This window comes from Streptomyces olivaceus, assembly GCF_000721235.1.
GTDB lineage: Bacteria > Actinomycetota > Actinomycetes > Streptomycetales > Streptomycetaceae > Streptomyces > Streptomyces olivaceus.
Map to the genome: position 1 here is coordinate 79,137 of NZ_JOFH01000018.1, position 24,252 is coordinate 103,388.

A 24,252-nucleotide genomic window follows, 5' to 3' on the forward strand; every position below is an offset into this window, starting at 1 on the left:
ATAGTGCGACTCCCGATCGTAAGCTCGCTTCATGAGCAGTCCCGATGTCCCCGGCCGCCCACCGCCGACAGCCGCCGACCCCGACCGACGGACCATGGTTCTGGACTCCGCCATGGTCACGTTCGCCCGCTTCGGTTACCGGAAGACCTCGATGGAGGAGGTGGCGCGGGCGGCGCACATCTCCCGGCCCGGGCTCTACTTCCTCTTCTCCTCGAAGGAGACGCTGTTCCGTGCCGCGGCCACCCAGGCGCTGGAGCGGGACATCGCGGCGGTCGAACGCGTCCTGGCCGCCCCCGGCCGGCCCCTCCCGGAACGCCTCGTCGAAGCGTTCGACCAGTGGGCGGGCCGCTACATCGGCCCGCTGGCGCGCGACATCGCGACGGTCATCGAGGACAACCCCGGCCTCCTCGGGGAGATCGCGGAGACCACGCCGCGACGTTTCGAGGAACTGATCACAGAAGCGATCACCGCCGAGTCGGGACCAGAGACGGCCCCCCGTGTCGCCCAGACCCTGATCAGCACCTCGATCGGCCTCAAACACCAGGCCGTGTCACGGGAGTTCTACCTCGAACGACTGAAGGTCGCCGTCGATCTCCTGGTGCGCTGACGCCCCGTGCGAAAGTCGAGGGAGGGAGCCCGCCCGGGCAGCCGGGGCTACTGCCCGGCCGGCACCGTCACCGGCACCGCCCCGGGGTGCGTCCCAACTCAACCGGCAACGCTGCGCCAGGCGGACGGGCGGGACCCTTGGACCACACCACCGGAGGAACCAGTGTCGGACCCGCACATGCTCACCCCCGAGCAGCAGCTCACCGAGGCGAAGCAGCGGCTGCGCCTCCCGCGTATCGTCGTGATCTGCGGCTCCATCCGCTTCGTGGCGGAGATGAACGAGGCCGATCTGCGGGAGACCGAAGCCGGGAAGATCGTCGTCAAACCGGGCTGGAACATGAAGTCACCGCACGGACTCCGGCCCGATCCCGTTGAAGCGGAGGCGCTGAAGGCCCGACTCGGCGACCTGCACCGGGCGAAGATCCTGCTCGCCGACGAAGTGCTCGTAGTCGGCGGCTACGTCGGAGACAGCACCCGAGCCGAGATCGCCTACGCCCGGTCGCTGGGCAAGCCCGTGCGGTTCACGCACCCCGAAGTCGCCCCGGACGCCTGACCGGCCGCCGCGACGGCGACGACATCGCTCACTCGGCCCGGGCCTCTCGCTTCAGGCGCATCGTGAGGTCGATGCCCTCTTGGACCCCGATGTCGAAGTCGGGGTCCTGGCAGAGGCGGATTCGCCCTCGATAGTCGACGACCACCGCGGCCACCGCCGTGAGGTCGGTCTCCGAGGAAGCCTCCAGCGCCCGCTGCAGGTCGGTCTCGAAGGCGTCCCTGTCACCGGGGAACCCGTGACCGGCGAGAAGGGCGGCTCTTATGTCGCCGATGGTTCTCAAGGGCAACGGCGAGGTCGCGCTGGTCTTAAGGCCGCCCTTGCGTGGTATGGCGCACTGAGCCGACGAACCGTAGCCATGCCTGTGGTTCCACGCTGAGAGTGGGCCCGCTGCTGTACTTGGAGTCGCGTATCAAAGCGACATGTGGCAGGTACGCGCACTCCACGCACTCGGTCGTGTTGGCGCCGCTGTAAGACGACTTGAACCAAGCAAGTTGGTAAGTGGCGGTAGGACGTGCGGACATCTACAGCTCCTTGCGTGCGCGGTGGATCATGGCGGAGGAAGCCTCCATGTCCAACGCTTGTGCGCGGAGGTACTCGAACGCAAGTCTGTATCGCTCCAGCTCCTCGTCCTTCTCAAGGAAGAGAGAGCCGGTGTGGAAGTCGACATAGACGACATCCAGAGCTGGTTCCGTACCACCAATGATCACGAAGCTGCCGAGCGCGGCGCCGTGGGCTCCGTTCGAGAACGGCAGCACCTGAAGCGTGATGTGGGGCGACTCGTTGACTTCGAGCAGCCGCCCCAGCTGCTCCTTCATGATCTCTCGGGAGCCTACGACGCGTCGGATCACGGACTCGTCGAGGATGGCCCACAGCCTGAAGGGCCTCGGCCGAGCAAGGACTTCCTGCCTCTTCATGCGGATGTCCACCAGCTGCTCGATCTCGGCCGGCTCCAGGGGGATCTCGTTCGCCCTCTGCAAGGCAGCGCTGTACGCACGGGTCTGGAGCAGGCCAGGGACGTAGACGCAGGAGAAGTGGTCCTCCCGCATAGCCTCGTCCTCCAGCGTGAGCAACAGGTTCATGCTCTCGGGGATGGCGTCGGCGAACGAACTCCACCAGCCCTGCTGCTTGGCGTCCTTGGCCAGGCTGACGACGGCTTCCCGCTCCGCGTCAGATGCTCCGTACTCGCGGCACAGGGCGTCGACGACGATCCACTTCACCGGGCCGGCCTGTGTCTCGTACCGGCTGACCGTCGCCTTCGAGACACCGACCAGCCGTCCGGCTTCCTCCAGCGTCATTCCGGTGTGAGCACGCAACTTGCGCAAAGTCGCGCCCAGTTGACGGCGGCGGGTGGTGGTCCTGACGGACATGGATCTCCTCTGCGTGAAGACCCTGGGCAACCGCTCAGGGCGTGAACAGGCTAGGCAGTGCGACTGGCGGTCACCATGGGGTTCACCCGATAGATGTCGGTGAGAAGTTACATAGCGAGACTTCTCTATGTCATTCTCTCCCAAGGATCGCTACGCAGTGCAATCGGATGAGCACGGAATCCGCGGCATGGGCGTGGCTCAGAAGAGAGGAGTTCGCATGCCAGGGGCCGGAAGTGGGAGACACCGCCATCGATCCGTTCTGCCCTTCAGGGCAGTGCCAGCGGAGATTCGGTTGCTGCGGCAAGCCGCGGCGGCCCAGCTGGTGCGCTGGGGTGTGCCCCACGTCGTGGAGGAAACCGAGTTGGTCGTCACGGAACTAGCGACGAACGTCATCAAGCACGTGGGGGAGGGCGTGGTCGCCACGCTGGTCTTGGAGTGGGAAGGTGAGCGGCTGCGTGTCGAGGTTCACGACAAGAGCCACGCAGTGCCCTCTCTGTCAGCGGCCCACTGTGACGACGAGTGTGGCCGCGGGCTCCACATGCTCGCAGCCGTGACGGTGGACTGGGGCACGGTGTTGACGGTAGTCGGCAAGTCGGTGTGGTGTGAGATCGCACTTGGGTCCGAGCGGGCGTGTCGACGGATGGAGCGAGCCGCGGCAGTGCTGGAGGACTACCGCACTCTGTGCGGCGTGGTTGTGGAAGGCCGGCTGCGTGACACCGCACTCAAGGCATCTGCGGTCGAGTTGATCGCGGACTTGCTGCACTGGACGACTGCGTGCGGGCTGGATCCGGAGGATGTTCTGGACCGGGCGCAGATGCACTACGAGGCTGAGGAGGATGTGGCCGCCTGAGGGCTCCGACGGGTCGGTTCTGAGTGTGCCGACCGGATGCTGGGGTGGTGTGAATCTTCACCGGCAGAGCCTTGCCGTGAGTTCCTCGGCATGCGTGCTTGAGGCTTTGCTCTGATGTTGCTGCACTCCCAAGTACCGGGAGAAACAAGCTACTTAGCCCCGTGAAACTGCTGGTCCCGGGTGGGAGGCGGCTGTACGCAGCAGTGCCTCCGCGTCCGCGACGGCCTGTTGCTCGTGCAGTACTAGTGCAGTACGCACCACGTCCTGATCGTCGCGGTCGCGCGCGTAGATGTGCACGAGGTTGTCGGTCAGTTCGTGTTGCCCCTGGGCGCGCAGCAGCGCCACCAGCAAGGCCACCTCTGAGGGGGTGTACGCCTCTGCCGTATGCCGCAGCAGTGCGAGAGTGCTGTCCGGCCGGCCGCCGTGAAGTAGCTCCTCGGCACGGCGGCCGACGTTGCGTGTGGGCGAGGCTCCGTTTTTGACGTGTTGCCGGTCGGCCTGGTGAGGGGGGACCGGCAACAGAGTTGCGGGTCGCGACGCGCCCCGGACCGTTTGCGGGCCGGCTTCGCTTGCTGGGACCGGCTCGGCAGTCTTCTCCCGCCGGGCCTCCTGTCGTAGGGCGGCGGCATGCTGGCGGAGTTCTCCAAGTTCCTGAGCCTGTTCTGCCGCCGATCGTTCGAGCTGGTCGTTTGCCTCCTGCAGCTCCCGGAGTTTGTGAGTGGCAGCACGTACCGCATCGCTATGCCGTGAGCAGTTGGCGCATCGTTCCTGCTCGGCTCTCGTGCGCAGCTCCAGAAGCCGTTCCCTCGTAACGGCGACGTTCTGGCTTCCTCCTGCGTCTCTGCAGGCTCTGTCGAAGACGGCGATGGCCCCTTCTTTCGGGGGGACGCGCTGGCCGTAGAGGTATCGGGTCAGTGTCGTCTCGCTGACGTGCAGGTATGCGGCGGCTTGAGCCTGTGTCGGATGGGTCAGCGTCAGCCCCTCTGGGGTCTTGACGACGAGATGACGGCAAACCTCTTGTAGTGCCGTCGCTAGTTGCCGCTTGTACGGCAGGACATCCTCGTGGAATTTCTTTTCCGTCCACGTGAACGGGCGGCGACCGGTGCTGTGTGCTGCCATGACGGACAAACCTTCGCATATTCGGTTGAAGCGACCCTGTGTGCCGCCAGTCGTTGACTGGTATTCGTCATTGTGCCGGAGGGCAAGGGGGCTTCGCCTGGCGCTTTTTGCTTCTTCCCTTGCCAGTTGGCGCGCAAGTTGCATCGAGAGGGTTCAAAGCTGTTTCGATGTGCCACGATTCATAGGAGTCAGCCGCCAGTGGCATGGGGGGTGGCGGGAAAGGCGTCGTTCTCGCGAATGGCGCGTTCATGCCATCAGTGCGCTGTGTGTCAGACCGGCTGAATCCATCGTGTTCTATGGGAGGGGACCCAACAGTCATGACGTTGCCGTCTTGGCAGGAGACGAGTGTCGGAAAGCACAAGCTGGGCAGCATGGCGCGTGCTGCCCTCTGGCTGGTCCAGGTTGTCGGGGAGGGCAAGATCTTCACCGTGGCCAAGCTGCGTGAGGCATTCCCGGATGTCGCGCAGATCGACCGTCGTATGCGCGGTCTGCGGGACTACGGGTGGGAGATTTCGACGGCGCGCGAGGACCCCGAGCTGCTTCCGCAGGAGCGTCGGTTCGTTACGCGAGGCAAGGATGTCTGGGTTCCGGGCCAGGCGAAGGGGCCGAGTCACAAGGCGAGCATCACCAACGCCCAGCGCGCGAAGGTGTTGCAGGCCGACGGGTATCTGTGCCGTACGTGTGGCATCGCGGCCGGCGAGGCGTATGACGACGGTGTGGCACAGGCGGTGCTCAACGTCGCCCGACGGCAGGTAACACTGGTGGACGGCCGCGTCACCCACCAGTTGGTGACCGAGTGCCAGCGGTGCCTGCGAGGCACTGTGGACCGGGACGTTCACTTGGCGGAGGTGCTCTCCCGGATTGATGCGCTGGCTCCCCTTGAGCGGAGCGTGCTGAGCAGTTGGGTGAACAACGACCAGCGCACGTACAGCTCGCTGGAGGTGTTGTGGGGCATGTTCCGGACCTTGCCGGAGGACTCCCGCGAAGCTGTGGCCGACGCGCTTGCCGGTACGGACGACTGAGACAGGACGGGAAAACGAAGATGCGTGAGTTTCCGGCTCCGCCGCGGGCGGCCGAATTCAGCGAGCTGATCAGCAAGAAGGTCGAGGAAGTCCAGACGTCTGGCGGTACCCGGGAGACCGTGAGCGTCGACTGGAACGGCCAGCAGGCGCATGTCGAAGTGATCGACTTGCCGCTCAACAGCCTCTTCTACAACCCCAGCACTCACCGGGTCCGGGCTCAGCGCAGCCACGACGCCGAGCGGGACGAGGCGTTGGACAAGGACCCTTGGAGCGCGGAGAGCCAGGACTACCTCGGGTTCCTGCTCAAGGCGGACCCTGAGAACACGGACTTGCGTGACAAGAACTTCGATGCCCTGAAGGACAGCCTTGACCAGTTCAAGCAGAACGATCCCGGACTGGTGACCCGGCACGGGGTGTTGGTCAACGGCAACACCCGGGCCGCCGCGCTGCGCGAACTCGGCGCGCAGTCGATGCGCGTCGGCGTGCTGCCGGCGTCGTTCACCTGGGCCGACATCAACGCTGTCGAGCTGTCTCTGCAGCTTCGCAAGGACCACCGGCGTGACTACTCTTACATCAACCGCCTCATCGCCATGGAGGAGCAGGCGGCGCTGGGTCGGACGCCGGAGCAGATCGCCAAGGACTTCCGCATCCAGGTGCGCACCTATCACCAGGAGCGGTGGATCCTCAGCACGATCCGCGAGCTGAACGAACGCAGCCGCACCGGCGGCGGCCGTGGACTGCGTCTGGTGGACTGGGAGGGCGCGCAGGAGCGGCTCAAAGAGCTGCACCGTCTGTACGTGAAGTTGGAAACGGTGGACCGGGACCAGGCTGAGGTCCTGAAGGAGCTGCGTCTGGCCGCGATCCTGCTCGACTTCTCCAAGACGGACGTCCGGCACATCAACGAGGACTTTCTGAAGGCGGGGTTCGAGCGACAGCTGCCCATGGGTGGTACGACGGCTGTGCAGCCGCAGACGGTGTCCATCCCCGGTCTGGGTTTGGAGGTGCCCGCTGCTTCCTCCGCCGTCGCCGAGGCCCGGGCGATGAACGACGAGATCCTCCGTACAGCTGCCGCGGTGAGGAGCGGCGGCTCTGACCTCGGTGACGAGCGTAAGGCCGCCGCGCAGGGTTTCCTGGACAGTACGGAGAAGGCGTTTGACGAGGCGATCGAGGCGGCGGGACGCAGCGCTCGGCTGCGTAAGCGCAAGCAGCTGGCCCCGGCCCGGCTTGCGGAAGCCAGCGCCAGCATCGACCAGTGCGTGAACGACCTGGTGCAGGCACGGACCTCGCGCAGCCTGGACGAGGAGGCGTTCGACGACGCTGTGGTCAAGCTGCGGGGCAGTCTGCTCAAGCTCGCGCAGCAGGCCGGCCGCGGACTGCCGCAACCGGGAGACGGTGTGGCCTGGTTGCTGGAAGCGGTCGCGGCGGAGGGCTCCCAGTGACCCACCCCGTCAGCGAGAAGTCGCTGCGTCTTGGATTCGACGCCACCCGGACCCGGGTCGTGCTGCGCACCACGGAATCGTTCCAGCAGGAACTCGTCCAGCTGGCCGCCCGCTTCCGTACTGGAGGCCAACTTGGCCCGCTGAGCGCCTCAGTCTCCCTGGACGAGTTGCTCGCAGATCTCGGCCTGCTCGGTACATGGTCAGATCCCACGGGCGTGGAGTGGGCGGACGACCTTCGAGACCTGGTATCCGGAGTGGTCCAGGATGCCCACACTGTGCAGCAGCGGCTCGCTGGGCGACAGACGGGTGGCGAAGTCGCCTCCGAAGATGTGCCCTTGCTTCTCGGCGATACCTGGAAGGGCGAACTCAGCGAGTTTCAGCGCCGGGACATCGCGAAGCTTCTGTCGCTCCAGCACGGCGCCAACTTCAGCGTGCCCGGTGCCGGAAAGACCCGCGTCGCACTTGCCGTGTACGCCGCTCAGAAGGCAGCCGGCCGGGTGAGACGCCTGCTGGTCGTGTGCCCTAAGTCCGCCTACGAGTCATGGCGTTATGAGACCGCCGAGTGCCTTGCCCATCCGCTGCGCATCAACGTCCTGGACGGGTCGCTGGATCAGTGGGCTGAGGTGCTGGTGGTGAACTACGAGCGGCTCGACCGGTCACTGTCCATGCTTGCTGGATGGCTCAAGTCGGGTCCCTCCATGATCATTCTGGACGAGGCGCACCGGATGAAACTGGGTGCCCGGGGGACCTACGGGGCAGCCTGTATGGCGCTCGGACCTCTGGCGGCGCGCCGGCTGATCCTGACCGGTACGCCGGCTCCGAACGGATCACGGGACTTGGAGAACCTTCTGGGTTTCGTCTGGCCCGGTCACGGCCAGCGCACCGTAGTCCAGGCGGTTGCTGGAGGCGACCTCGCGCACGCAAGCACGGTTCTTCGGCCGCTGTTCACTCGCACAACGAAACATGAACTCGGCTTGCCGCCAGTAAAGTTGGGTCTGCGCTTCGTTGACATGCCGCCGTTGCATGACGAGATTTACACGGCGATTGTGAGCGGCGAGGGCAGCGGTGCCGCGCGCGAGGACCTGAGTCGTCTTGGGAAGACGGCACTCCGCCTCCTCATGGCTGCCACGAGTCCCGCCCTGCTCCGGGACGGGGGCAGCCGTTACGAACCACTTGCGTATCAGCTGCCGCCGATGGAGATCCCCGAGGGAAGCTCGCTGTACTCGCTCATGCAGGACCTTCCCGACTACGAGCTTTCGCCCAAGTACAAGGAAGCAGTGGCGATCATCGCCGAGAACGCTGCCCAGGGGCGGAAGACGCTGGTCTGGACGACTTTTGTCAGGAGCCTCACCACGCTGCAACAGATGCTGGAGAAGTACAGTCCGGCCGTCGTTTACGGTGGTACACCTGATCGCGAGGAGCAGATCCGCCGGTTCAGGGAAGATCCCGGGTGCATGGTGCTCATCTCGAACCCGGCCACGCTGGGCGAGGGAATCAGCCTGCACCATGTTTGCCATGACGCTGTCTACGTGGACCGCGACTTCATGGCGGGGCGGTTCCTTCAGAGTCTGGACCGCATCCACCGTCTCGGGCTCGCGCCCGGCACTGAGACCCGAGTGACGGTCTTGGCGGTGCGGAACTCCGTCGACGAGGTCGTGGCCGCGAGTCTGGAACGGAAGCTGGAGTTCATGGGGCGCATCCTGGACGACCCCACCGTGCAGCAGCTCGCCGACCTTGAGGAGGAGCCTTCGGTGGCGGCTGGTCTTGCACCAGGTGACGTGGAGGCGCTGCTGAGTCACATGGGAGGGCGATAGATCTGGCTGTGTGCTGCGGGGCCGGCGGGGCTACCCTCTGCGGTGTGTCCCCCGAAGCCGAATGGGAGGCCCCGGAAGGTTCCTGGGCTTCCTCCGCAGCGCGACGTCGCAACATGCAGGCGATCCGTAGCCGTGACACGAAACCAGAGGTTCTGATCAGGCGGCTCGTGCATGCCTCAGGGCTGCGGTATCGGGTAGCTGCCCGTCCCCTTCCTGATCTTCGCCGGACGGCAGACCTGGTCTTCCGTCCGGCGAAGGTCGCAGTGTTCATCGACGGCTGCTACTGGCATGGCTGCCCTGCGCATTACGTTCCGCCGAAGACAAATTCCGGTTACTGGTCGGAAAAAGTCGTTCGCAATGTCAACAGGGACCGAGACACCGACGAAAGGCTGCGGGAAGCCGGCTGGCTCGTGCTCCGCTTCTGGGAGCACGAGCCGTCAGACGCCTGTGCCGACAAAATCGCCTTGGCGGTCCTGGCTAGACGTTCGGGCAGAACGAGTCGCGGCAACTGACATTTCCAACTGCTGCGGAGTTTCGCTGACCTGACTCGATCCTGCTGGCTCCATCTCGTAATCATTGGTGAGAGCTTCGCCGTATTCAGGAAGCAAGACCGCAGCGATAGCGCGCCCTACGGCCTCGGCTACCGGCGGCGGGAAGGCATTTCCTACCTGACGGTAACGGGCCGTCTTTTTTCCCTGGAATTTCCATTCTTCAGGGAATCCCTGGATAGCTGCTGCTTGAGCGACAGTGAGCATCGGTCCGGCAGGGCGAAAGAGGTCGCGCTCTGGGTCACAGCGCTCAGGGTCATTCGCGATACCCAGCCCGTTGACTCCGAGTTCCGCCCAGGCGTTCTTGGCGCGAGTGGGCCCCAAGTCAGCCCCACCATGCTTCCTGGAACCGCCTACAAGAGTTGGGGCGACAGTCTTGCCCGCAACAGCGGCCCGCGTGATCCGCCTCTTCCAGTCCTCGAAGACTGTCCTGCCGGACGGCTCGCCGGGCCTGGCCGCCTCGCCATTCACATTCCTATCCCAATACGCCTTGCAGCGTTCGAGCATGCTGTTCTCAAGCTTCTCGAAAGTGGTGACCTCGGCTCCCTTGATCCCAGTGGGCCACTGGAATCCCGCACTCCCCGGCCGCATTGCAGAACTGTGAATGGCAACCAGTATGGCGCGCGGCCGTAGTTGTGGCACCCCGAAGTGTTTCGCGTCTAGTCGTCGCCAGACCTTCCGCATGACTGCATCTTGAGCAATTGCCGACTGGTTTTTGTTGATATTAGGCACTACGTACCCGAGGTCGCGGAGTCTGTCCAGGATGGAATTCCTGTAATCGATAAAGACTTCCGGCGGTTCGAGAATTCCCCTGACATTCTCAATCATCACTGCTTTTGGCTGGAGAGCAGCGATGATGTCAAGTGCTGCAGGAAAGAGGTCGCGTTCATCGTCTGGGCCGAGACGATGTCCCGCCAAAGAGAAGGGCGGGCATGGTACGCCACCGGCGAGCAGGTCAAGCTTCCCCGGCTTAAGGTCCAGGTTTTTTCTTACTTCCGATGTCAGGAAATCTTTTACATCCATAGGGCGGATTTCATCAGCTTTATGCTGGTTCCAGCCTGGCCAACTGCCTACATTGGCCCGCAACGTGGCCACGGCGTGTGAGTCCCACTCCACGAGCGCGCGGTGATCGAAACCGGCGTTGTGGAGTCCGACGGCTTGCCCCCCAGCGCCTGCGCAGATCTCGATCGAGGTCAAGGGCGAGGCGAACCGCGGTCGCCTCTGGCCGCTGCGGGGCATGCCGCTCCTCCTAGAGGTGGTCGTTCAGGGAGAGGCGATGATCACGTACGAGCCCCTCGACATCAAGAGTCTCGCACTTTTGTTGAAGCACTGAGGCACCAGCCGCGAGGCGAGTGAACGCGAGGCTGGCACCTCCCGCTACTCACACGTGTCCGAGAGGGACGCACGCCTGGGCTCTGGCGGTCTTCATGGCCTCGGCCAGGCTCAGGGCGCCGATCAGACACGGCGGACCCAGGTGGGGGTGCTGGAGAACCGGGTGACCGGCGAGGACGGAGAGTGGGACCCGGCCCGCGTCATCACCACCTTGAACAGCTACGGCTGGGAGACCGATGACAAGCGGGCCCGTGCACTACTGCGGACGCTGACCGAGCAGGAGGTGCTGGAAAAGATTCCGAACCGAGGCGGACGCGCCGTTTATCAGCTAGTCAGCCCCCGGGACTGGCTGTACTGCCTGGACCCGGAGCGCGACACGATGGGGAACGGCCCCTCCACCCCAGCGCGGGTCGCGAGGCTGGCGCGCGAAGACTCCGGTCCTACCGAGTGGTGGCTCGGGAAGCCGCTGAAGCGAATGAGGGACGGCGACCGGCTGTGGATCTACTTCGGCGGGGTCGAAGGGAAGATCGCGGCGATGGCGCATGTGAAGTCGTCGCCGCGACCGGCGCCAAACGGTTCGCAAAAGCCGTACAGGTTCGACGCCGAACTGGACCTCAAGGCGACCACGGCTCTGTCCAAGTCGCCGGTACGGCTTGAGGAGATGGATCAGAGGCACCCGCAGGCATGCGGCGAGATGCGGGCGGCGGACGTAAAGCTGGCCGAAGCGCGTGCCAACCTCTGACCGCCCCTCCCGCTGGGCGCGCCTCTCATCGCCGCGCGTGCTCAGCTCTTGAGGGCTTGCCCGATCCGCTCGAAGTCCTCAGAGCTGAAGTTGCCCCGGCTGATCTGCACGCTCCGGTTCTGTTTCGGCGTCACCACATTCGGATACGACGCCAGCCCCGGCACGGCGATCTTCCAGGTGGCCGCGATGCGCCCGAGGACGATCACCGCGTCACGGGACATAGCGCGGCGCACCAGGTAGAAGGCGAAGGACTGGGAGGGCAGGGTGTACGGGATCGGCTGCCACGATTGCGAATGGTAGCCGTGGAACTGCACGGCAAGGATTTGCCGGGCGAGTTCCTCGTGACTGTGACCCTGCTTCGTCAGGCCCTTCAGGGTCCGGGACCACCACCGGAGTCCTGGATGGTCCTTGTCGGGGTGCGTCAGGAAGTGGTTCGGGGTCCCACCGGCGTTCGCGATGTGTTGCAGGGTTCGCTCGGTTGCGCCGGGCCGGGCGTAGGCGGCCGGGTCTGCGTCGCTGATGGCTGGGTTGGCCAGCAGTATGACCAGAGGCGCGTCGTGAAGGCCGGTGAACGGTTCCGGCGGGAGTGCCAGGTTGAGTCGGTACGGCGCTTGCGAGGGGCGGGCTTGAGTGTCAGCGAAGGCCTGCAAGTGCGGCAGGTCCTCGGGGACCGCGTACGGTGCGTTCTTGGTCGTGCGGGTCCACGGATTGAACACCTGATCCCCCACTATCCGCGTCGTCATCGCATGCAAGTTTATGAGCATGCTGAGAGCGACCGTTACCGTGCCGGCCAGCCATCGGCGCAGGGCCCTTCCCATCTTGATCGGGTGGCGAGCTTGAGAGCCAGGGCGGCACGGACAGCGGCTGTGATCCGGCTGGCGCTCCGGACCTTGCACGCTGGGCGCGAGGTGAACAGTGCCCCACTCGTGATCGTGAGTGCGGCGCCGTACCGATGACGGCGCCGTTCACGAGTGTGCGGTGGGGAGGATGCGGCGGCAGCCGGACGTTCCGGCGCCACAGCCGGGCCGGTGCCTACACGTGGGAGCTGATCACCCCGCGGGTGCTGAGCACGATGTACGAGTCGTTGGCGTCGAGGCCGGCGTCCTGCTCGTCGGCGTCCAGCGTGGCGACCACCGCGCCCTCGCCGTCGAGGATGTCCGCGCGGTAGTGCTGCTCGCCGAGCTTCGTGACCTCGGCCGTCCAGCCGCCCTCGAGCTCGTAGGTGCCCGGGCCGTAGTGCTCGCCGCCCATCCAGGAGTGGATCTCGCCGTCGACACCGAGGACGACGTACATGCCGTTGGCGTCGAGCCCGGCGTCGTGCTGGTCCGCTTCGAGCGTGGCCACCACCGAGCCGTCGCTGACGATCTCGGCGGTGTAGTGCAGGTCGCCGAGCTTGCTGATCCTGGCGGTGCTTCCGTCGGCCAGGGTCTCCGTGGCGGCCGTTGCTCCCGCCCGGATCTTCGCGCCGCCCGCACCACCGGCGTCGGTGGAGTGGGAGATGGAGACGGCATCCTTGGATGCCGGGCTGGCGGAGGCGTCGGTGCTCCCGCCCTGGAACGCGGTCAGGGAGAAGGCCGCGGCGGCGGTGAGGGCGGCCAGGCCGGCGAAACGTACGGTACGGCGAGTGGTCATGGGGAACCTCCTGCGGGTTGTCGAGATCGCGGCCGTGTGTTGTTCGTTGCGCCCTGGAAGAGGGCGCTCCGGCCGGCGCGGGTTCACCCGCGTTTGTCCGCATGCCGTAACAGAGGAACTGGCTGCCGGCGGCACGCTATCGCGCGCTGCCGCCCTTCCCGCCCCGCAACGACGACAGCACCAACCGCCCGTACCGCGTCGTCAGTACCCCCGCCGTGGCCGCCACCGACAGGGCCAGGGCTACGAGGAGGTGGGGCAGGGAGTCGTCGCCCAGGACCTGGAGGATGCCCAGGGCCGTACCCAGGGGGAGGCCGAGGACGGTCAGGACGCCGAGGGCGCCGCTGATCTGCTGGCTCTCCTGGGTCTGGACCAGGCGGCTGTAGTCGGCGGCCTCGGCGAGGATCTCGCTGAAGCGGGCCGGGAGGCGGTGCTGGTTCTGGAAGGCGAGGAGCAGCTCGTTCGCGGGGCCGTGGGCCGTGAGGTGCTGGCGCCAGTAGCCGCTGCGGAAGAGCGCGATGCTGCGTTCGAGGGCGGCGACGCGGCCTGCCAGGCGGCGGGGTGAGGTGAACACCTCCGACAGCTCGTCGGTGAGTTCGTCGATGTGGTCGCGCTGGAGGGCGCCCAGGAGAAGAGCGTCGAGGTAGATGGTGCGGGAGTGCAGCGCGCCGAAGCCGTAGAAGTCGCCGTCGCCGCTGTCGGGCCGGTGGCCGAGGAAGGCGGCGCCCTGCCGCAGGACCAGCGCGCTCCAGTCGGCGGAGATGCGTACGGCGTCCCGGACGTGGTCCGCGGCCGTCTCCGGGGCGAGCGGGAAGTCCTGCGGGTTGGAACGGGAAGCCAGCTGCCACAGCCAGTGGTCGGCGGTGGCGGGCAGCCGGCCCTCGGGGCCCTCGCGGAGGGCGGGGGTGTGCCGTTCGGTCGGGCTGAGGAACGCGATCGTGTACGGGCGGGCGAGGGCGAAGGGCGCGGTCGGGTCCTGGACGTCGGCGACACCGGCCAGGAGCACCGCCGGGTCGAACGGGCCGGTGAGTCCGGGCAGCGACTCGCCGGCGGTGGCCGGGTCTCAGGCGGCCAGGGTGCGCAGCACCGGGAGTATCGGTGTCTCGACGGTGAAGTGCATTACGGCCAAGGCGTGTTCGGGGTCGCGGGCGGTGGCCGCCCGGAGCAGCTCCACCCCCAGCAGACGTACCCCCTCGTGCTTGACGTCCAGTGGCTGATGCCAGCGGCAGGGCCGCCCGGGGGCGCCGTAGAGGGCGCGGGCCGAGGCCGGGGCGAAGTAGGTGGCGCGGGTCCGGGTGTCGGTACGACGGATGCCGAGCTCGAACGGGAAGGGACCCTCCGGCCAGGTGGGAGTACGGCGCAGCCGGGCGGGCAGGACGACGGTCAGCTCCTGGCGGGCTCCCGTGACGTCGTCGAGCAGCGGAGGGGTGCCGCCGGCCGTCACCGGTCGTACTCGGCGGGGTCGGGTGCCGGCGAGAAGGGTGGTGCGGACTCCGCCCCGTGGTCGTCGTACTCGGAGGCGGGTCCGTCGTCGTGTCCGCGAACTTCGCGCCGCTCCACGGCTGCCCCCACGTTGCTCACGTCATCGCCGTCCACAGTCGGGAGGAAGGCTATCGCGTCTGTCGCCGGTGGGCCGGTGAAAGTCGGCTGAAGCAACCCTTCCGGGGGCTGCGGTGGTCTTACCGGATGCCGTGCTCGTGATGACCGTCTGTCGGCTCGTGGTCATGGGCCGATCGGAAAGGGGTGTTCCATGCTCGATCCGAACTACTCGCTGGACGTTCCTCAGGGTTTCGACGATTCGGATGCCGAGACAGGGGTGCACCCCATAGCCAGGAAGCTGTTTCCGGCGGTGACCGCCGCGGACGCCTTCAGGAAGGCCCATGAGTGGCTCAGGGAGCAGGACGTGCGTCTGGCGGACGTGTCGTGGAGCCACATGGACGATGAGGACCAGCCCTACTGGCTGAGCGTCTACTTCACGTTCGAGCTGGACCCCGAAGAGCCCTGACGGCGCTGTGCGGTCCGGTGCCGGCCGGACGGTCAGAGCTGGGAGCCGCCGCCGTCCACCGCGAGTTCCGTGCCGGTGGTGAAGGTGGCGTCGAAGGCGAGGAAGGCGACCGCCCTCGCGATCTCGGCGGGGGTGCCCATACGGAGCATGGGGTTGTCCGCGGCCATCTGGGCCTTGGTCTGGGCGGCCACGTCCGCGGGCATCGTCTTCTCCAGGATCCCCGAGTCGATCGGGCCGGGGCTGACCGCGTTGACGCGGATCCCGCGGGGCAGGAGTTCGCGGGCCAGGCCGCGGGTCATCGAGCGCACCGCCGCCTTGCTGGCCGCGTAGGCGCTGAGCGCGGGCAGGCCCAGGACGTTCGCGACCGACGTCGTGAGGACCACGCCGCTGCCCTCGGCCAGGAGCGGCGCGAGCTTCTGCACCGTGAAGTACGGGCCCTTGGCGTTCACCGTCAGGACCTGGTCGAAGAGTTCCTCGGTCGTCGCCTCGAACGGGGCGAAGCCGTTGACGCCCGCGTTCGCGAACAGGGCGTCGACCGTGCCGAACTCGGCCTTCACGCGGTCGGCCAGGGCGTCGATCTCGGGGAGCGACGACGCGTCGCTGCGTACGGCGACGGCGTTCGGGCCGAGTTGTTCGCGGGCGGCGTCCAGGGCGGCCCGGTCGCGGCCGGTGATCAGGACGCGGGCGCCCTCGTCGACGAGCAGTTGGGCGGTGGCCAGGCCCAGGCCGCTGCTGCCTCCCGTGATGACGACGTTCTTCCCCTCGTACTTGGGCTGGTGCTTGAGGGCGGCGGGGGTGGTGGCGGTGGTAGCGGTGGTGGTGGGCATGGGGATCTCCTTCGGGTCGTTATTTTGTAATTCTGGGTACAGAATTTGGGTATGGGAAGGCTCGGGTGGGCGGGTCGGTCAGGTTAGAGCGAGTTGATCGTCGCGTCGATGATGTGGGTGAGGCGGTCCCGGGCTTCCGGGACGCGGCCCACGATGCGCATGCCCGCGACCGTGTTCGCCAGGAGGGCGGCCAGGGCGGCCGGGTCGCGGGTCGGTGAGATCTCGCCCGTGCGCTGCCCCTCCGCGATCAGGGTGCGGAAGGCGTCCTCCGTGATGTCCAGCATGCGGCGGGAGAGGTCGGCCACCTCCTTGTCGGTCCTCGCCAGTTCCGCCGTGGAGTTCATCGCCAGGCAGCCCCGGTGGTCCGGGTCGGCCAGGTCCATCTCGGCGATGGCCGTCAGGGCGGCGCGGACGCGCTCCTTGACGGGGCCGGGGCGGTCCAGGGTCTCCACCAGGGCGGCGGTCTGGGTGTCCCGGTAACGGCGCAGCGCCCGCAGGAAGAGCTCCCGCTTGCTGCCGAACGCGTTGTAGAGGCTGCCCTTGCCGATGGAGAGTGCGTCGACCAGGTCCTGGGGGGTCGTGGCGGCGTATCCCTTGCGCCAGAACACCTCCATCGCCTGGTCGACGGCGATTTCCGGGTCGAACTCCTTCGGTCTTGCCATGGCTCGACACTAACCGGTTATGTACCCCGAGGTCAAGAAATGGAGGAGAGAGAAGGAGACGATCGGGATCAGGAACCCGCGTTGTCCGCCAGGAACTTCGTCAGGCTGTCCAGCAGCATGGTGCTGCCCTGCTCCGCGCTGTCCCGCTCCTCCGCCGTGTCCGACGTCTGGCTGAGGGTGATCACGGTGTTGCCGGGGCCCTCCTCCGCCAGCTTTATGGTCAGCAGCGTCGGCTCCGGGCGGCCCGGCACGTCCATGCCGAGGGTCAGGGCGCTGTGCTCGACGACCTCGGTGTAGGAGCCGGTCAACGGGAACTCCGCGCCCTCGGGGGAGCGCATCGTGGCCTTCCAGGTGCCGCCCGGGCGGACGTCCATCTCCAGGGTGCCGGGGACCGAGTAGGTCCACTGGGCGTACTGGTCGGGGGTGGTCCAGGCCTGCCAGACCTGCGCCGGCGTGGCGTCTAAGGTGCGGGTCAGGGTGTACGAGTAGCCGTTCCCGGCCTCGGTGGTCTGCTCGGTGCTCATGTCGTCCTGTCTCTCTGCGGTGCTGTTCCGGCCCGACGCCTCGCGTGCTCGTCAACGGCCCGGAGGATCTTGCCACTTCAGACGTTACTGGGCGTCAGATCTCGCCGGTCACCGGGTCTCACCGATCACTGGGTCTCGCCGGTCACCGGGTCTCACCGGTCGGCGGGCTGCCGGTTCGTCAGGCGCCGTGGCACTCGCCGTACGGCCGCTGCGAGCCGCACCAGCACGCGGTCCCGGGCTGCGGCGGCCACGTCACCGCGAGTCCCCGGGCTGCGAGGGTCGTCGCGTACTGCGGGAGCAGCGTCGGGTCGGCCGGGGACGCGCCCTCCGACGCGGCGAAGGCCTCGTAGGACGGGACCGTGCCCGGGACGACGCCCAGGTTCGGGGTGCCGGACGAGGCCAGTTCGCGCAGGGCCGCCTCTATCGACGCCAAGTGGTCGTCGTAGGACGGGTACTCGGCGGACAGGGACGGGTACGCCTCGGTCAGCTCGGCCAGTTCGCCGGCCGGCCAGTGGAGCATCGCCACCGGGAAGGGGCGGGACAGGGCCTGCCGGTAGGCGCCCAACTCGGCGCGCAGGCGGGAGATCTCCGCCTCCAGGTCCGCCGGGTCGTCCGAACCCAGCGACCACACGCGCTTGGGGTCGTGCAGCTCGTCCAGCGAGACCGGCATCGAGTGCAGGGTGTCGGCCAGGGCGTCCCACTCGTCGTGCTCCAGGCCCAGCATGCGGCGGACGCGGTGGCGGCCGTAGAGCAGCGGGTGGGTCGGCTGCGGGGGCCGCGCCGCGTCCGCCACGAGCAGGCGGGCGCCCTCCGTGAACGTCTCGTGCGCCGCCTCCAGCTCGTCGTGGGACTCCAGCGCCTCGGCCACGATCACCCAGGGCGCAGGATCGCGCGGCGCCGCCATGCGGACGCCGTCGATGATCGCCCTGGCCTCCGCCTCGTGGTCGTACTCCCAGAGGTTGGACGCCTTCAGGGCCCGGACCAGGGACGGGTTGTCGAGGGGCGCGGAGGGCGTGTCGGAGGACAGCAGGCGGTCGTAGAGCCTGGTCGCGGCCGGACGGTCGCCGGACAGCTCCAAGTGGGCCGCGGCGCGCAGGAGCAGGGCCTCGGCGTCCTCGGGGTAGAGGCCGGCGGTCCGTTCCAGGCGGGCCGCTTCGGCGGCGTGGTCGACGTTCTCGGCGGGCGTGTCGGGGCGCATGGGGGACACGGTACTGCCGACGGGTGACGAAGGAGAGGTACCCGCAGGTCGGCCGCCGTACGACGGCCCCGCGCGGAGCGGCCGGCGGCCGGCTCCCGGCCGCGGTCGGGCTGCGGTCCAGTACGTGAACCGGGTCTTGCGGAGTGGAACCCGGCCTTGGACGATCGGACAGTCCTCCGAGGGCTGCGCACTGCCGCATCCAGGTCGCACCTCTTCGGGCGGGCCTCCCGCGAACGAGGAGTTGGGGATCATGAAGCTGCTGCGAGTCGGCACGGCCGGGTCGGAACGACCCGCGCTGCTCGACGCCGACGGGACTCTGCGCGACCTGTCGGGCGTCGTCACGGACATCGACGGGGACCTGCTCGCCGACGAGGCGGCGCTCGACCGGGTGCGGTCCGCCGCCGGCGCCGGTGAGCTGCCCGTTCTGGACGGGGGCGGGCTGCGCGTCGGGCCGCCGGTGGGCCGCATCGGCAAGATCGTGTGCATCGGGCTGAACTACCACGACCACGCCCGCGAGACCGGGGCCGAGCCGCCCGCCGAGCCCGTCGTCTTCTTCAAGGCGCCGGACACCGTGGTCGGGCCGCACGACACCGTGCTCGTGCCGCGCGGGTCCGTGAAGACCGACTGGGAGGTGGAGCTGGCCGTCGTCATCGGGCGTACGGCCCGCTACCTGGAGTCGGCCGAGGAGGGGCTCGCCTGCGTCGCCGGGTACGCGGTCGCGCACGACGTGTCCGAGCGGGAGTTCCAGAACGAGCGCGGCGGGACCTGGGACAAGGGCAAGAACTGCGAGACGTTCAACCCGCTGGGCCCCTGGCTGGTCACCGCCGACGAGGTGCCCGACCCGCAGCGGCTGCCGCTGCGGCTGTGGGTCAACGGCGAGCTGAGGCAGGACGGGACGACGGCGGAGCAGATCTTCCCCGTGGGGGAGGTCGTGCGCTACCTCAGCCGGTTCATGGTGCTGCGCCCCGGTGACGTCGTGAACACCGGGACGCCTGCGGGGGTGGCCATGGGGCAGCCCGAGCCGAAGCCCTATCTGCGGGCGGGGGACGTGGTCGAGCTGGAGGTGGCCGGGCTGGGGCGGCAGCGGCAGGAGCTGCGCAGCGCGTAGCGCTCCGCCGGGGCGCGGGGAGTTTGCGGTGGGTTGCCGACCGCCGCTCGGTTGTGGCTGGTCGCGCCCGCGCGGCGGAGCCGCACATGTCACAGCCCCGCGCCCCTTCCGGGGCGCTTCACTCACGCCAGCAGTGCGGCGAGCCTGCGCCAGGTCTCCCTCGGGAGGCGGGTCATGTCGTCCTCGACGACCTGGAGGGCCACGTGGTCGGCGCCCGCGTCCAGGAACGCGTCGATGCGGGCGCGGATCGCGGTGTCGTCGCCCCAGGCGAAGACCGCGTCGATCAGGCGGTCGCTGCCGCCGTCGGCCACGTCGGCGTCGGTGAAGCCGAGCTTGAGGAAGTTGTTCGTGTAGTTCGGCAGCCGCAGGTACATGGCCAGGTACGCGCGGGCCGTCGCCCTGGCGCGCGACGGGTCGGTGTCGAGGACGACCTTGAACTCCGGGGCCAGCAGCGGGTCGGCGCCGAGGCGCTCGCGGGCCTGCGCGGTGTGCTCCGGCGTGACGAGGTACGGGATCGCGCCCGCCGCCCGGTCCCGGGAGAGGTCCAGCATCTTCGGGCCGAGCGCGGCCAGCACCCGGTGCTCGGCCCGCAGGCCCGCCCGGTCCAGGTCGTCGAGGTGGGCGACCATCGTCGAGTACGGGCGGCGGTACCCCTTCACCGCCGGACCGTGGCTCACCCCGAGGCCCAGCACGAACCGGCCGGGGTGGGAGACCTCCAGCTCGGCGAAGCTCGCCGCGGTCTCGGCCGCCCCGTGCTCCCAGATGCTCTGGATGCTGGTGCCGACGACGAGCCGCGAGGTCGCCTCGATCAGCGGAGCGGCGTGCCGGGCGGAGCTGTTGCCGCCCAGCCACACGGCGCCGAACCCGAGCTGCTCCAGCTCGGCCGCCGCCTCGGCGCGTTCGGCGGCGCCCTCGGGGGCCTCCGCGCGCAGGGCGGCGTTCCAGATGCCGTACCGCCCGATCGATTCCTTCAGGGACGCCGTCGTCTCGTTCATCGGTTGCCGTTCCTCCGGTGAGCCTGGTGATCAGCCTGAGTCTGTGCCTGCCAACCACGGGTACCCACCGGGGATTCCCCGACCACGCCCCGGACGGCCGTACGGGTCAAGACGGCGAGAGCCTGCCGGACAGGCCCTGCTCGACCCCTACTCGCCCAGGAACCGCTCCAGCGCCGCCACCACCAGCCGGTGGTCCTCCAGCTGCGGCAGCCCGCTCACCGTCACCGCGCCGATCACGCCGACGTCCGCGACGGTGAGCGGGAAGGAGCCGCCGTGCGCCGCGTACGTGTCCGGGTCGAGCCGCGAGGACTCCTCGAAGGTCGTGCCCTTGGCCCGGAACCGGGCGCCGACCAGGTACGACGCCGAGCCGTACCGCTCCACCACCCGGCGCTTGCGGGCGATCCAGGCGTCGTTGTCGGGGGCCGAGCCGGGCAGGGCCGCGTGGAAGAGCTGCTGTCCGGCACGGTGGATGTCGATGGCGACCGGCGCCTCGCGCTCCCGGGCCAGCTCCACCAGGAGGGAGCCCAGCGCCCAGGCGTCGTCGTGGGTGAACCGGCGCAGGACCAGGCGGCGTTCCTGCTCCTCCAGCTCCGCCACGGTGGGTGTCGTCGGCTCGGTGCTCACAGGGCCACCACCACTCCGTCGCGGGCGGACCGCCGGGCCGCCTCCAGCACGTCCAGTGCGGCGGCCGCCTCCCGGGCGTCCACCGGGTTCGGGCCGCCCTCGCGCAGGGCCCGCGCCACCGCCGCGTAGTACGCGGGGTAGTCGCCCGCGACGGTCGCCTCGACGCGTCCGCCGCCGGTCGTCGGGGACTCACCGGAGCCGACCCGGCCCCAGAGCGACTGGTCCTCCTCGCCCCACCCGGCGCCGGGCCGCTTGCCCTCGCGCAGCGCCGCCTCCTGCGGGTCCAGGCCGTGTTTGACGTACCCGGCCCGCGAGCCCAGCACCCTAAAGCGCGGCCCGAGCTGGGCGGCGGTGGAGGAGACGTGGAGGTGGGAGCGGACGCCGTTCGCGTGCGTGAGCGCGAGGAACGTGTCGTCGTCCGCCTCCGCGCCCGCCCGCCGGACCACGGACTCGGCGTACACCTGCGTGACCGGGCCGAAGAGGACCAGGGCCTGGTCGACGACGTGGCTGCCGAGGTCGTACAGCAGGCCCCCGATCTCCGACGGGTCGCCGGACTCGCGCCAGCCGCCCTTCGGCTTCGGGCGCCACCGCTCGAAGCGGGACTCGAAACGCCACACGTCGCCCAGCGCGTCCTCGGCCAGGAGCCCCCGCAGGGTCAGGAAGTCGTTGTCCCAGCGGCGGTTCTGGAAGACGGAGAGCAGCAGACCGCGCTCCTCGGCCAGCGCCGCCAGCTCGCGCGCCTCGGCCGCCGTGCCCGCGACCGGCTTGTCCACGACGACCGGCAGCCCGGCCCGGAGGGCCCTGGTCGCGAGCGGCACGTGCGTCTTGTTCGGGGACGCGACGACGACGAGGTCCAGCTCGGCCGCGCGGTCGAACAGCTCGTCGGGGGTCGCGACGGTCCGCACGTCCGGGAACTCGGCGCGGGCCTGCTGCTGCCGCTCCGGGTTCGAGGTGACGACCGTGTCCAGGGCCAGGCCCTCGGCCGCGGCGATCAGGGGGGCGTGGAAGACGGAGCCCGCGAGTCCGTAGCCGACGAGGCCGACGCGCAGCGGGGGCCGATCGGAGGGAGTACCAGTCATACGTCCTATTTTCGCAGACCGGGTGGGGCGGCCCCGGCGACCGGCGCTCTCTCCGCCCCCTCACCCCGCCGCCCCGTCTGCGACCATCCCTGCGTCTGCGACCATCCCTGCGTGGACTATCCGAACGACCAGGCACCCGGCGCCCCCGTCCGCTCCGGGATCCCGGAGCACGGCCGTGTGCCGAAGTACTACGCCGTCAAGGCGCGCATCGACCGCCTCGTGGGCGAACTGGGGGAGGGGAGCGCCATCCCCACCGAGCGGGACCTCGCCGAGCGGTACGAGGTCGCCCGCGAGACCGTGCGGCAGGCCCTGCGCGAACTCGTCCTCGAGGGCAAGCTGCGCCGGCAGGGCCGCGGCACCGTGGTCGCGGGGCCCAAGCTGGCCCAGCCGCTCTCCCTGGCCAGCTACACCGAGGGCGTCCGGCGCCAGGGCCGTACCCCCGGGCGGGCCCTCGTCACCCTCGACCGGTTCCCCTGCCCCGACGACCGACGCCGACGCCATCGCGCTGACCAGGCTGATGGACGGCGTCGAGGTCTTCGAGCCCGACTGGGACGACATCGAGGAGAACCTCACGTCGTACGTCGACGACTGGAAGGAGGCGACGGGCAGCTGACCGCCTCCCCGGACGGCACGGGTCAGACGAGGTCCACCAGGTCCGCGATCGAGTCCACGACCTTCGTCGGACGGTACGGGTAGCGGTCGATGTCGGCGCGCGTCGTCAGCCCCGTCAGGACGAGGAAGGTCTCCATCCCGGCCTCCAGCCCGGCCAGTACGTCGGTGTCCATCCGGTCGCCGATCATGGCGCTGGACTCGGAGTGCGCGCCGATGACGTTCAGACCCGTCCGCATCATCAGCGGGTTCGGCTTGCCGACGAAGTACGGCTCCTTTCCCGTGGCCTTCGTGATCAGCGCGGCCACGGAACCCGTCGCGGGCAGCGCTCCCTCCGGTGAGGGCCCGGTGTTGTCCGGGTTGGTGGCGATGAACCGGGCGCCGTCGTTGATCAGGCGGATGGCCTTGGTCAGCGCCTCGAACGAATAGGTCCGGGTCTCTCCCAGGATCACGAAGTCGGGGTCGGCGTCCGTCATCACGTAGCCCGCGTCGTGCAGCGCCGTCGTCAGACCGGCCTCCCCGATGACGTAGGCGGTGCCGCCGGGGTGCTGGGTGTCCAGGAAGGACGCCGTGGCCAGGGCCGACGTCCAGATGTTCTCGACCGGCACTTCGAGGCCGATCCGGTTCAGCCGGGCGTGCAGGTCCCGGGCCGTGTAGATCGAGTTGTTGGTGAGGACCAGGAACGGCCGCCCCGAGTCGCGCAGCTTCTTGATGAAGGCGTCCGCACCCGGAACCGGGACACCCTCGTGCATCAGGACTCCGTCCATGTCGGTGAGCCACGATGCGATGGGCTTGCGCTCTGTCATGGGTCGGACTCCTGCCGTGCGTGGACCATGGAAGCTCCATGCTATGCAGTCATACGTTCGCACCGGTCGCCGTGCCGATCGCCCCGCGGCCGGTGCACGGCCCGTGACGGCCGCCGAAACCCGCAGGCCCGGGGCGTAACCCGTTCGGAGCAGGCCGGACCCCGTACCGGATGCAGGAGTGGGGCCGGCGGGGCAACCTCCAGACAACTGGAGGTACACGATGGGCTCAATGAAAGTCACTCTCTGCGCCGGAGCGGCGCTCGCCGCCGCCCTGTGCGCACCGGCCGCCCTCGCGGCGGACGGCGGCTCGGACGGCGGCGGGGTGTCCGTGTCGCCCGCCGCGCCCGCCCCCGGCACCGACGTCACGCTCCGCGTGCCCCACTGCACGGAGAAGACGGCCGTGGCCGTGTCGGCGGCGTTCGAGTCGGACGTCCGGCTCAGCCTGGCCGCCGAGGACGGCGCGCTCGTCGGCTCCAGCCGGGTCCGCTCCTCCGTCACGGCCGGCGCGTACGCCGTGCAGGTCACCTGCGGCGACCGGGCCCGCGAGGGGACCATCACCGTCGACGAGAAGCGCCGCGCCTCCGGCCGGCCGACCGCGCACGCCTCGCCGGTCGCCCCCGTCGACGCGGGCGGCGGCGGCACCGCGGCGCTCGCGGCCACCGGGCACGGGGAGCAGGCCCGCTCCGAGGCCCCCGGCGCGGCCCACACCGTGACCGGCCTGGTCCTCGCCGGTATCGCCGCCGTCGCCGTCGCGCTGCGCAGTGTCCGCAGCCGGAGCCGCGGGACGGACTGAC

29 protein-coding genes and 1 pseudogene are annotated in these 24,252 nt (G+C 68.7%); 12 read left to right on the top strand and 18 right to left on the bottom strand.

The features are described from left to right. Positions 1-31 precede the first annotated feature (31 nt). Entirely contained in the window at positions 32-607 is a 576-nt protein-coding gene (locus IG94_RS0120860; protein ID WP_043484173.1) for a TetR/AcrR family transcriptional regulator, read from the top strand. A 177-nt stretch (positions 608-784) separates the two neighbouring features. Then, a complete protein-coding gene (locus tag IG94_RS0120865; protein WP_169752379.1) occupies positions 785-1,159 on the top strand; it encodes a TIR domain-containing protein in 375 nt (124 codons plus the stop codon). A 28-nt stretch (positions 1,160-1,187) separates the two neighbouring features. Here IG94_RS0120865 and IG94_RS0120870 read toward each other — a convergent pair whose 3' ends face one another. Genes IG94_RS0120870 through IG94_RS0120875 form a run of 3 tightly spaced genes read right to left on the bottom strand, consistent with a single transcriptional unit; the run spans position 1,188 to position 2,526 of the window. After that, a complete protein-coding gene (locus IG94_RS0120870; protein WP_031038984.1) occupies positions 1,188-1,439 on the bottom strand; it encodes a DUF6247 family protein in 252 nt (83 codons plus the stop codon). Between the two features lie 25 nt (positions 1,440-1,464). Further along, entirely contained in the window at positions 1,465-1,680 is a 216-nt protein-coding gene (locus tag IG94_RS40640) for a DUF397 domain-containing protein (RefSeq protein ID WP_078892372.1), read from the bottom strand. After that, entirely contained in the window at positions 1,681-2,526 is an 846-nt protein-coding gene (locus tag IG94_RS0120875) for a helix-turn-helix domain-containing protein (RefSeq protein ID WP_031038987.1), read from the bottom strand. It lies immediately after the preceding gene. A 217-nt stretch (positions 2,527-2,743) separates the two neighbouring features. Between IG94_RS0120875 and IG94_RS0120880 the strand changes: the two genes are divergently transcribed. Then, positions 2,744-3,376: an ATP-binding protein gene (locus tag IG94_RS0120880; RefSeq protein ID WP_043484176.1), complete on the top strand. Its 633-nt coding sequence runs from the start codon at positions 2,744-2,746 to the stop codon at positions 3,374-3,376. A gap of 153 nt (positions 3,377-3,529) precedes the next feature. Here IG94_RS0120880 and IG94_RS42605 read toward each other — a convergent pair whose 3' ends face one another. Continuing rightward, entirely contained in the window at positions 3,530-4,495 is a 966-nt protein-coding gene (locus IG94_RS42605; protein WP_157852285.1) for a hypothetical protein, read from the bottom strand. A gap of 317 nt (positions 4,496-4,812) precedes the next feature. Here IG94_RS42605 and IG94_RS0120890 point away from each other — a divergent pair, with 317 nt between their 5' ends. From IG94_RS0120890 to IG94_RS40645, 4 genes are read left to right on the top strand one after another with little or no spacing between them, the layout of a single operon-like run. After that, positions 4,813-5,517: a hypothetical protein gene (locus IG94_RS0120890; protein WP_031038996.1), complete on the top strand. Its 705-nt coding sequence runs from the start codon at positions 4,813-4,815 to the stop codon at positions 5,515-5,517. Between the two features lie 20 nt (positions 5,518-5,537). Then, the gene (locus tag IG94_RS0120895) at positions 5,538-6,956 is read left to right on the top strand and encodes a hypothetical protein (protein ID WP_031039000.1); all 1,419 of its coding nucleotides are present in this window, start codon (positions 5,538-5,540) and stop codon (positions 6,954-6,956) included. Then, complete coding sequence (locus tag IG94_RS0120900) at positions 6,953-8,770, top strand: DEAD/DEAH box helicase (RefSeq protein WP_031039003.1); 1,818 nt, start codon at positions 6,953-6,955, stop codon at positions 8,768-8,770. Before IG94_RS0120895 ends, IG94_RS0120900 begins: the two co-directional genes overlap by 4 nt. Before the next feature lie 44 nt (positions 8,771-8,814). Continuing rightward, entirely contained in the window at positions 8,815-9,282 is a 468-nt protein-coding gene (locus tag IG94_RS40645; protein WP_078892379.1) for a very short patch repair endonuclease, read from the top strand. Here IG94_RS40645 and IG94_RS40650 read toward each other — a convergent pair. Further along, complete coding sequence (locus IG94_RS40650; protein WP_078892373.1) at positions 9,208-10,557, bottom strand: DNA cytosine methyltransferase; 1,350 nt, start codon at positions 10,555-10,557, stop codon at positions 9,208-9,210. The two genes, IG94_RS40645 and IG94_RS40650, sit on opposite strands and share 75 nt — an antisense overlap. Before the next feature lie 256 nt (positions 10,558-10,813). Between IG94_RS40650 and IG94_RS0120910 the strand changes: the two genes are divergently transcribed. Continuing rightward, entirely contained in the window at positions 10,814-11,392 is a 579-nt protein-coding gene (locus IG94_RS0120910; protein WP_224326390.1) for a hypothetical protein, read from the top strand. 41 nt (positions 11,393-11,433) lie between these two features. Here IG94_RS0120910 and IG94_RS0120915 read toward each other — a convergent pair whose 3' ends face one another. From IG94_RS0120915 to IG94_RS42610, 5 genes are all read right to left on the bottom strand, one after another. Further along, positions 11,434-12,135, bottom strand: a complete 702-nt coding sequence (locus IG94_RS0120915; protein ID WP_031039012.1) for a hypothetical protein — start codon at positions 12,133-12,135, stop codon at positions 11,434-11,436. A 289-nt stretch (positions 12,136-12,424) separates the two neighbouring features. Next, positions 12,425-13,024, bottom strand: a complete 600-nt coding sequence (locus tag IG94_RS0120920; RefSeq protein WP_031039015.1) for a hypothetical protein — start codon at positions 13,022-13,024, stop codon at positions 12,425-12,427. A gap of 136 nt (positions 13,025-13,160) precedes the next feature. Next, the gene (locus tag IG94_RS38760; RefSeq protein WP_224326389.1) at positions 13,161-14,027 is read right to left on the bottom strand and encodes a hypothetical protein; all 867 of its coding nucleotides are present in this window, start codon (positions 14,025-14,027) and stop codon (positions 13,161-13,163) included. A 57-nt stretch (positions 14,028-14,084) separates the two neighbouring features. Further along, positions 14,085-14,465: a hypothetical protein gene (locus tag IG94_RS43590; RefSeq protein ID WP_224326387.1), complete on the bottom strand. Its 381-nt coding sequence runs from the start codon at positions 14,463-14,465 to the stop codon at positions 14,085-14,087. Then, positions 14,462-14,602 carry a hypothetical protein gene (locus tag IG94_RS42610; RefSeq protein WP_157852287.1) on the bottom strand — a complete coding sequence of 47 codons (141 nt, stop codon included), beginning with the start codon at positions 14,600-14,602 and terminating at the stop codon, positions 14,462-14,464. The genes IG94_RS43590 and IG94_RS42610 overlap by 4 nt, the downstream gene beginning before the upstream one ends. Positions 14,603-14,771: 169 nt before the next feature. Here IG94_RS42610 and IG94_RS0120935 point away from each other — a divergent pair, with 169 nt between their 5' ends. Next, on the top strand, positions 14,772-15,026 hold the full coding sequence (locus IG94_RS0120935) for a hypothetical protein (protein WP_031039017.1): 255 nt from the start codon (positions 14,772-14,774) through the stop codon (positions 15,024-15,026). Positions 15,027-15,058: 32 nt separating this feature from the next. On the opposite strand, the gene IG94_RS0120940 is transcribed toward IG94_RS0120935, so the two are convergent. The 4 genes from IG94_RS0120940 to IG94_RS0120955 all read right to left on the bottom strand — a co-directional run bounded on the left by IG94_RS0120940 (position 15,059) and on the right by IG94_RS0120955 (position 18,237). Further along, complete coding sequence (locus IG94_RS0120940; RefSeq protein WP_052410784.1) at positions 15,059-15,853, bottom strand: SDR family oxidoreductase; 795 nt, start codon at positions 15,851-15,853, stop codon at positions 15,059-15,061. 83 nt (positions 15,854-15,936) lie between these two features. Then, positions 15,937-16,515, bottom strand: a complete 579-nt coding sequence (locus tag IG94_RS0120945) for a TetR/AcrR family transcriptional regulator (protein ID WP_031039022.1) — start codon at positions 16,513-16,515, stop codon at positions 15,937-15,939. A gap of 68 nt (positions 16,516-16,583) precedes the next feature. Beyond that, positions 16,584-17,039, bottom strand: a complete 456-nt coding sequence (locus tag IG94_RS0120950; protein ID WP_031039027.1) for an SRPBCC family protein — start codon at positions 17,037-17,039, stop codon at positions 16,584-16,586. A gap of 178 nt (positions 17,040-17,217) precedes the next feature. Continuing rightward, positions 17,218-18,237 (bottom strand): SEC-C domain-containing protein, encoded by a 1,020-nt coding sequence (locus tag IG94_RS0120955; RefSeq protein WP_031039030.1) that lies wholly within the window; start codon positions 18,235-18,237, stop codon positions 17,218-17,220. Positions 18,238-18,487: 250 nt separating this feature from the next. Here IG94_RS0120955 and IG94_RS0120960 point away from each other — a divergent pair, with 250 nt between their 5' ends. Further along, positions 18,488-19,345 carry a fumarylacetoacetate hydrolase family protein gene (locus tag IG94_RS0120960; RefSeq protein WP_031039034.1) on the top strand — a complete coding sequence of 286 codons (858 nt, stop codon included), beginning with the start codon at positions 18,488-18,490 and terminating at the stop codon, positions 19,343-19,345. A gap of 122 nt (positions 19,346-19,467) precedes the next feature. On the opposite strand, the gene IG94_RS0120965 is transcribed toward IG94_RS0120960, so the two are convergent. From IG94_RS0120965 to IG94_RS0120975, 3 genes are all read right to left on the bottom strand, one after another. Continuing rightward, entirely contained in the window at positions 19,468-20,340 is an 873-nt protein-coding gene (locus IG94_RS0120965) for an LLM class F420-dependent oxidoreductase (RefSeq protein WP_031039036.1), read from the bottom strand. Between the two features lie 147 nt (positions 20,341-20,487). Next, on the bottom strand, positions 20,488-20,964 hold the full coding sequence (locus IG94_RS0120970) for a heme-degrading domain-containing protein (protein ID WP_031039039.1): 477 nt from the start codon (positions 20,962-20,964) through the stop codon (positions 20,488-20,490). After that, positions 20,961-22,043 carry a Gfo/Idh/MocA family oxidoreductase gene (locus IG94_RS0120975; RefSeq protein ID WP_031039042.1) on the bottom strand — a complete coding sequence of 361 codons (1,083 nt, stop codon included), beginning with the start codon at positions 22,041-22,043 and terminating at the stop codon, positions 20,961-20,963. Before IG94_RS0120975 ends, IG94_RS0120970 begins: the two co-directional genes overlap by 4 nt. Before the next feature lie 111 nt (positions 22,044-22,154). On the opposite strand from IG94_RS0120975, the pseudogene IG94_RS40655 reads away from it, so the two are divergent. Next, a pseudogene (locus IG94_RS40655) lies at positions 22,155-22,613 on the top strand (GntR family transcriptional regulator); the annotation flags it as partial. A gap of 65 nt (positions 22,614-22,678) precedes the next feature. On the opposite strand, the gene IG94_RS0120990 reads toward IG94_RS40655, so the two are convergent. After that, positions 22,679-23,458, bottom strand: a complete 780-nt coding sequence (locus IG94_RS0120990) for an HAD-IIA family hydrolase (protein WP_031039047.1) — start codon at positions 23,456-23,458, stop codon at positions 22,679-22,681. A 220-nt stretch (positions 23,459-23,678) separates the two neighbouring features. Here IG94_RS0120990 and IG94_RS0120995 point away from each other — a divergent pair, with 220 nt between their 5' ends. Further along, positions 23,679-24,251, top strand: a complete 573-nt coding sequence (locus tag IG94_RS0120995; RefSeq protein WP_031039049.1) for a hypothetical protein — start codon at positions 23,679-23,681, stop codon at positions 24,249-24,251. Position 24,252: the final 1 nt, after the last annotated feature.

Coding starts and splice junctions, on each gene's coding strand:
- IG94_RS0120860 (WP_043484173.1), top strand. CDS start 32: ATGAGCAGTCCCGATGTCCCCGGCCGCCCACCGCCGACAGCCGCCGAC.
- IG94_RS0120865 (WP_169752379.1), top strand. CDS start 785: ATGCTCACCCCCGAGCAGCAGCTCACCGAGGCGAAGCAGCGGCTGCGC.
- IG94_RS40640 (WP_078892372.1), bottom strand. CDS start 1,680: ATGTCCGCACGTCCTACCGCCACTTACCAACTTGCTTGGTTCAAGTCG.
- IG94_RS0120875 (WP_031038987.1), bottom strand. CDS start 2,526: ATGTCCGTCAGGACCACCACCCGCCGCCGTCAACTGGGCGCGACTTTG.
- IG94_RS0120880 (WP_043484176.1), top strand. CDS start 2,744: ATGCCAGGGGCCGGAAGTGGGAGACACCGCCATCGATCCGTTCTGCCC.
- IG94_RS42605 (WP_157852285.1), bottom strand. CDS start 4,495: ATGGCAGCACACAGCACCGGTCGCCGCCCGTTCACGTGGACGGAAAAG.
- IG94_RS0120890 (WP_031038996.1), top strand. CDS start 4,813: ATGACGTTGCCGTCTTGGCAGGAGACGAGTGTCGGAAAGCACAAGCTG.
- IG94_RS0120895 (WP_031039000.1), top strand. CDS start 5,538: ATGCGTGAGTTTCCGGCTCCGCCGCGGGCGGCCGAATTCAGCGAGCTG.
- IG94_RS40650 (WP_078892373.1), bottom strand. CDS start 10,557: ATGCCCCGCAGCGGCCAGAGGCGACCGCGGTTCGCCTCGCCCTTGACC.
- IG94_RS0120915 (WP_031039012.1), bottom strand. CDS start 12,135: ATGACGACGCGGATAGTGGGGGATCAGGTGTTCAATCCGTGGACCCGC.
- IG94_RS0120920 (WP_031039015.1), bottom strand. CDS start 13,024: ATGACCACTCGCCGTACCGTACGTTTCGCCGGCCTGGCCGCCCTCACC.
- IG94_RS0120935 (WP_031039017.1), top strand. CDS start 14,772: ATGCTCGATCCGAACTACTCGCTGGACGTTCCTCAGGGTTTCGACGAT.
- IG94_RS0120940 (WP_052410784.1), bottom strand. CDS start 15,853: ATGCCCACCACCACCGCTACCACCGCCACCACCCCCGCCGCCCTCAAG.
- IG94_RS0120945 (WP_031039022.1), bottom strand. CDS start 16,515: ATGGCAAGACCGAAGGAGTTCGACCCGGAAATCGCCGTCGACCAGGCG.
- IG94_RS0120950 (WP_031039027.1), bottom strand. CDS start 17,039: ATGAGCACCGAGCAGACCACCGAGGCCGGGAACGGCTACTCGTACACC.
- IG94_RS0120955 (WP_031039030.1), bottom strand. CDS start 18,237: ATGCGCCCCGACACGCCCGCCGAGAACGTCGACCACGCCGCCGAAGCG.
- IG94_RS0120960 (WP_031039034.1), top strand. CDS start 18,488: ATGAAGCTGCTGCGAGTCGGCACGGCCGGGTCGGAACGACCCGCGCTG.
- IG94_RS0120965 (WP_031039036.1), bottom strand. CDS start 20,340: ATGAACGAGACGACGGCGTCCCTGAAGGAATCGATCGGGCGGTACGGC.
- IG94_RS0120975 (WP_031039042.1), bottom strand. CDS start 22,043: ATGACTGGTACTCCCTCCGATCGGCCCCCGCTGCGCGTCGGCCTCGTC.
- IG94_RS0120990 (WP_031039047.1), bottom strand. CDS start 23,458: ATGACAGAGCGCAAGCCCATCGCATCGTGGCTCACCGACATGGACGGA.
- IG94_RS0120995 (WP_031039049.1), top strand. CDS start 23,679: ATGGGCTCAATGAAAGTCACTCTCTGCGCCGGAGCGGCGCTCGCCGCC.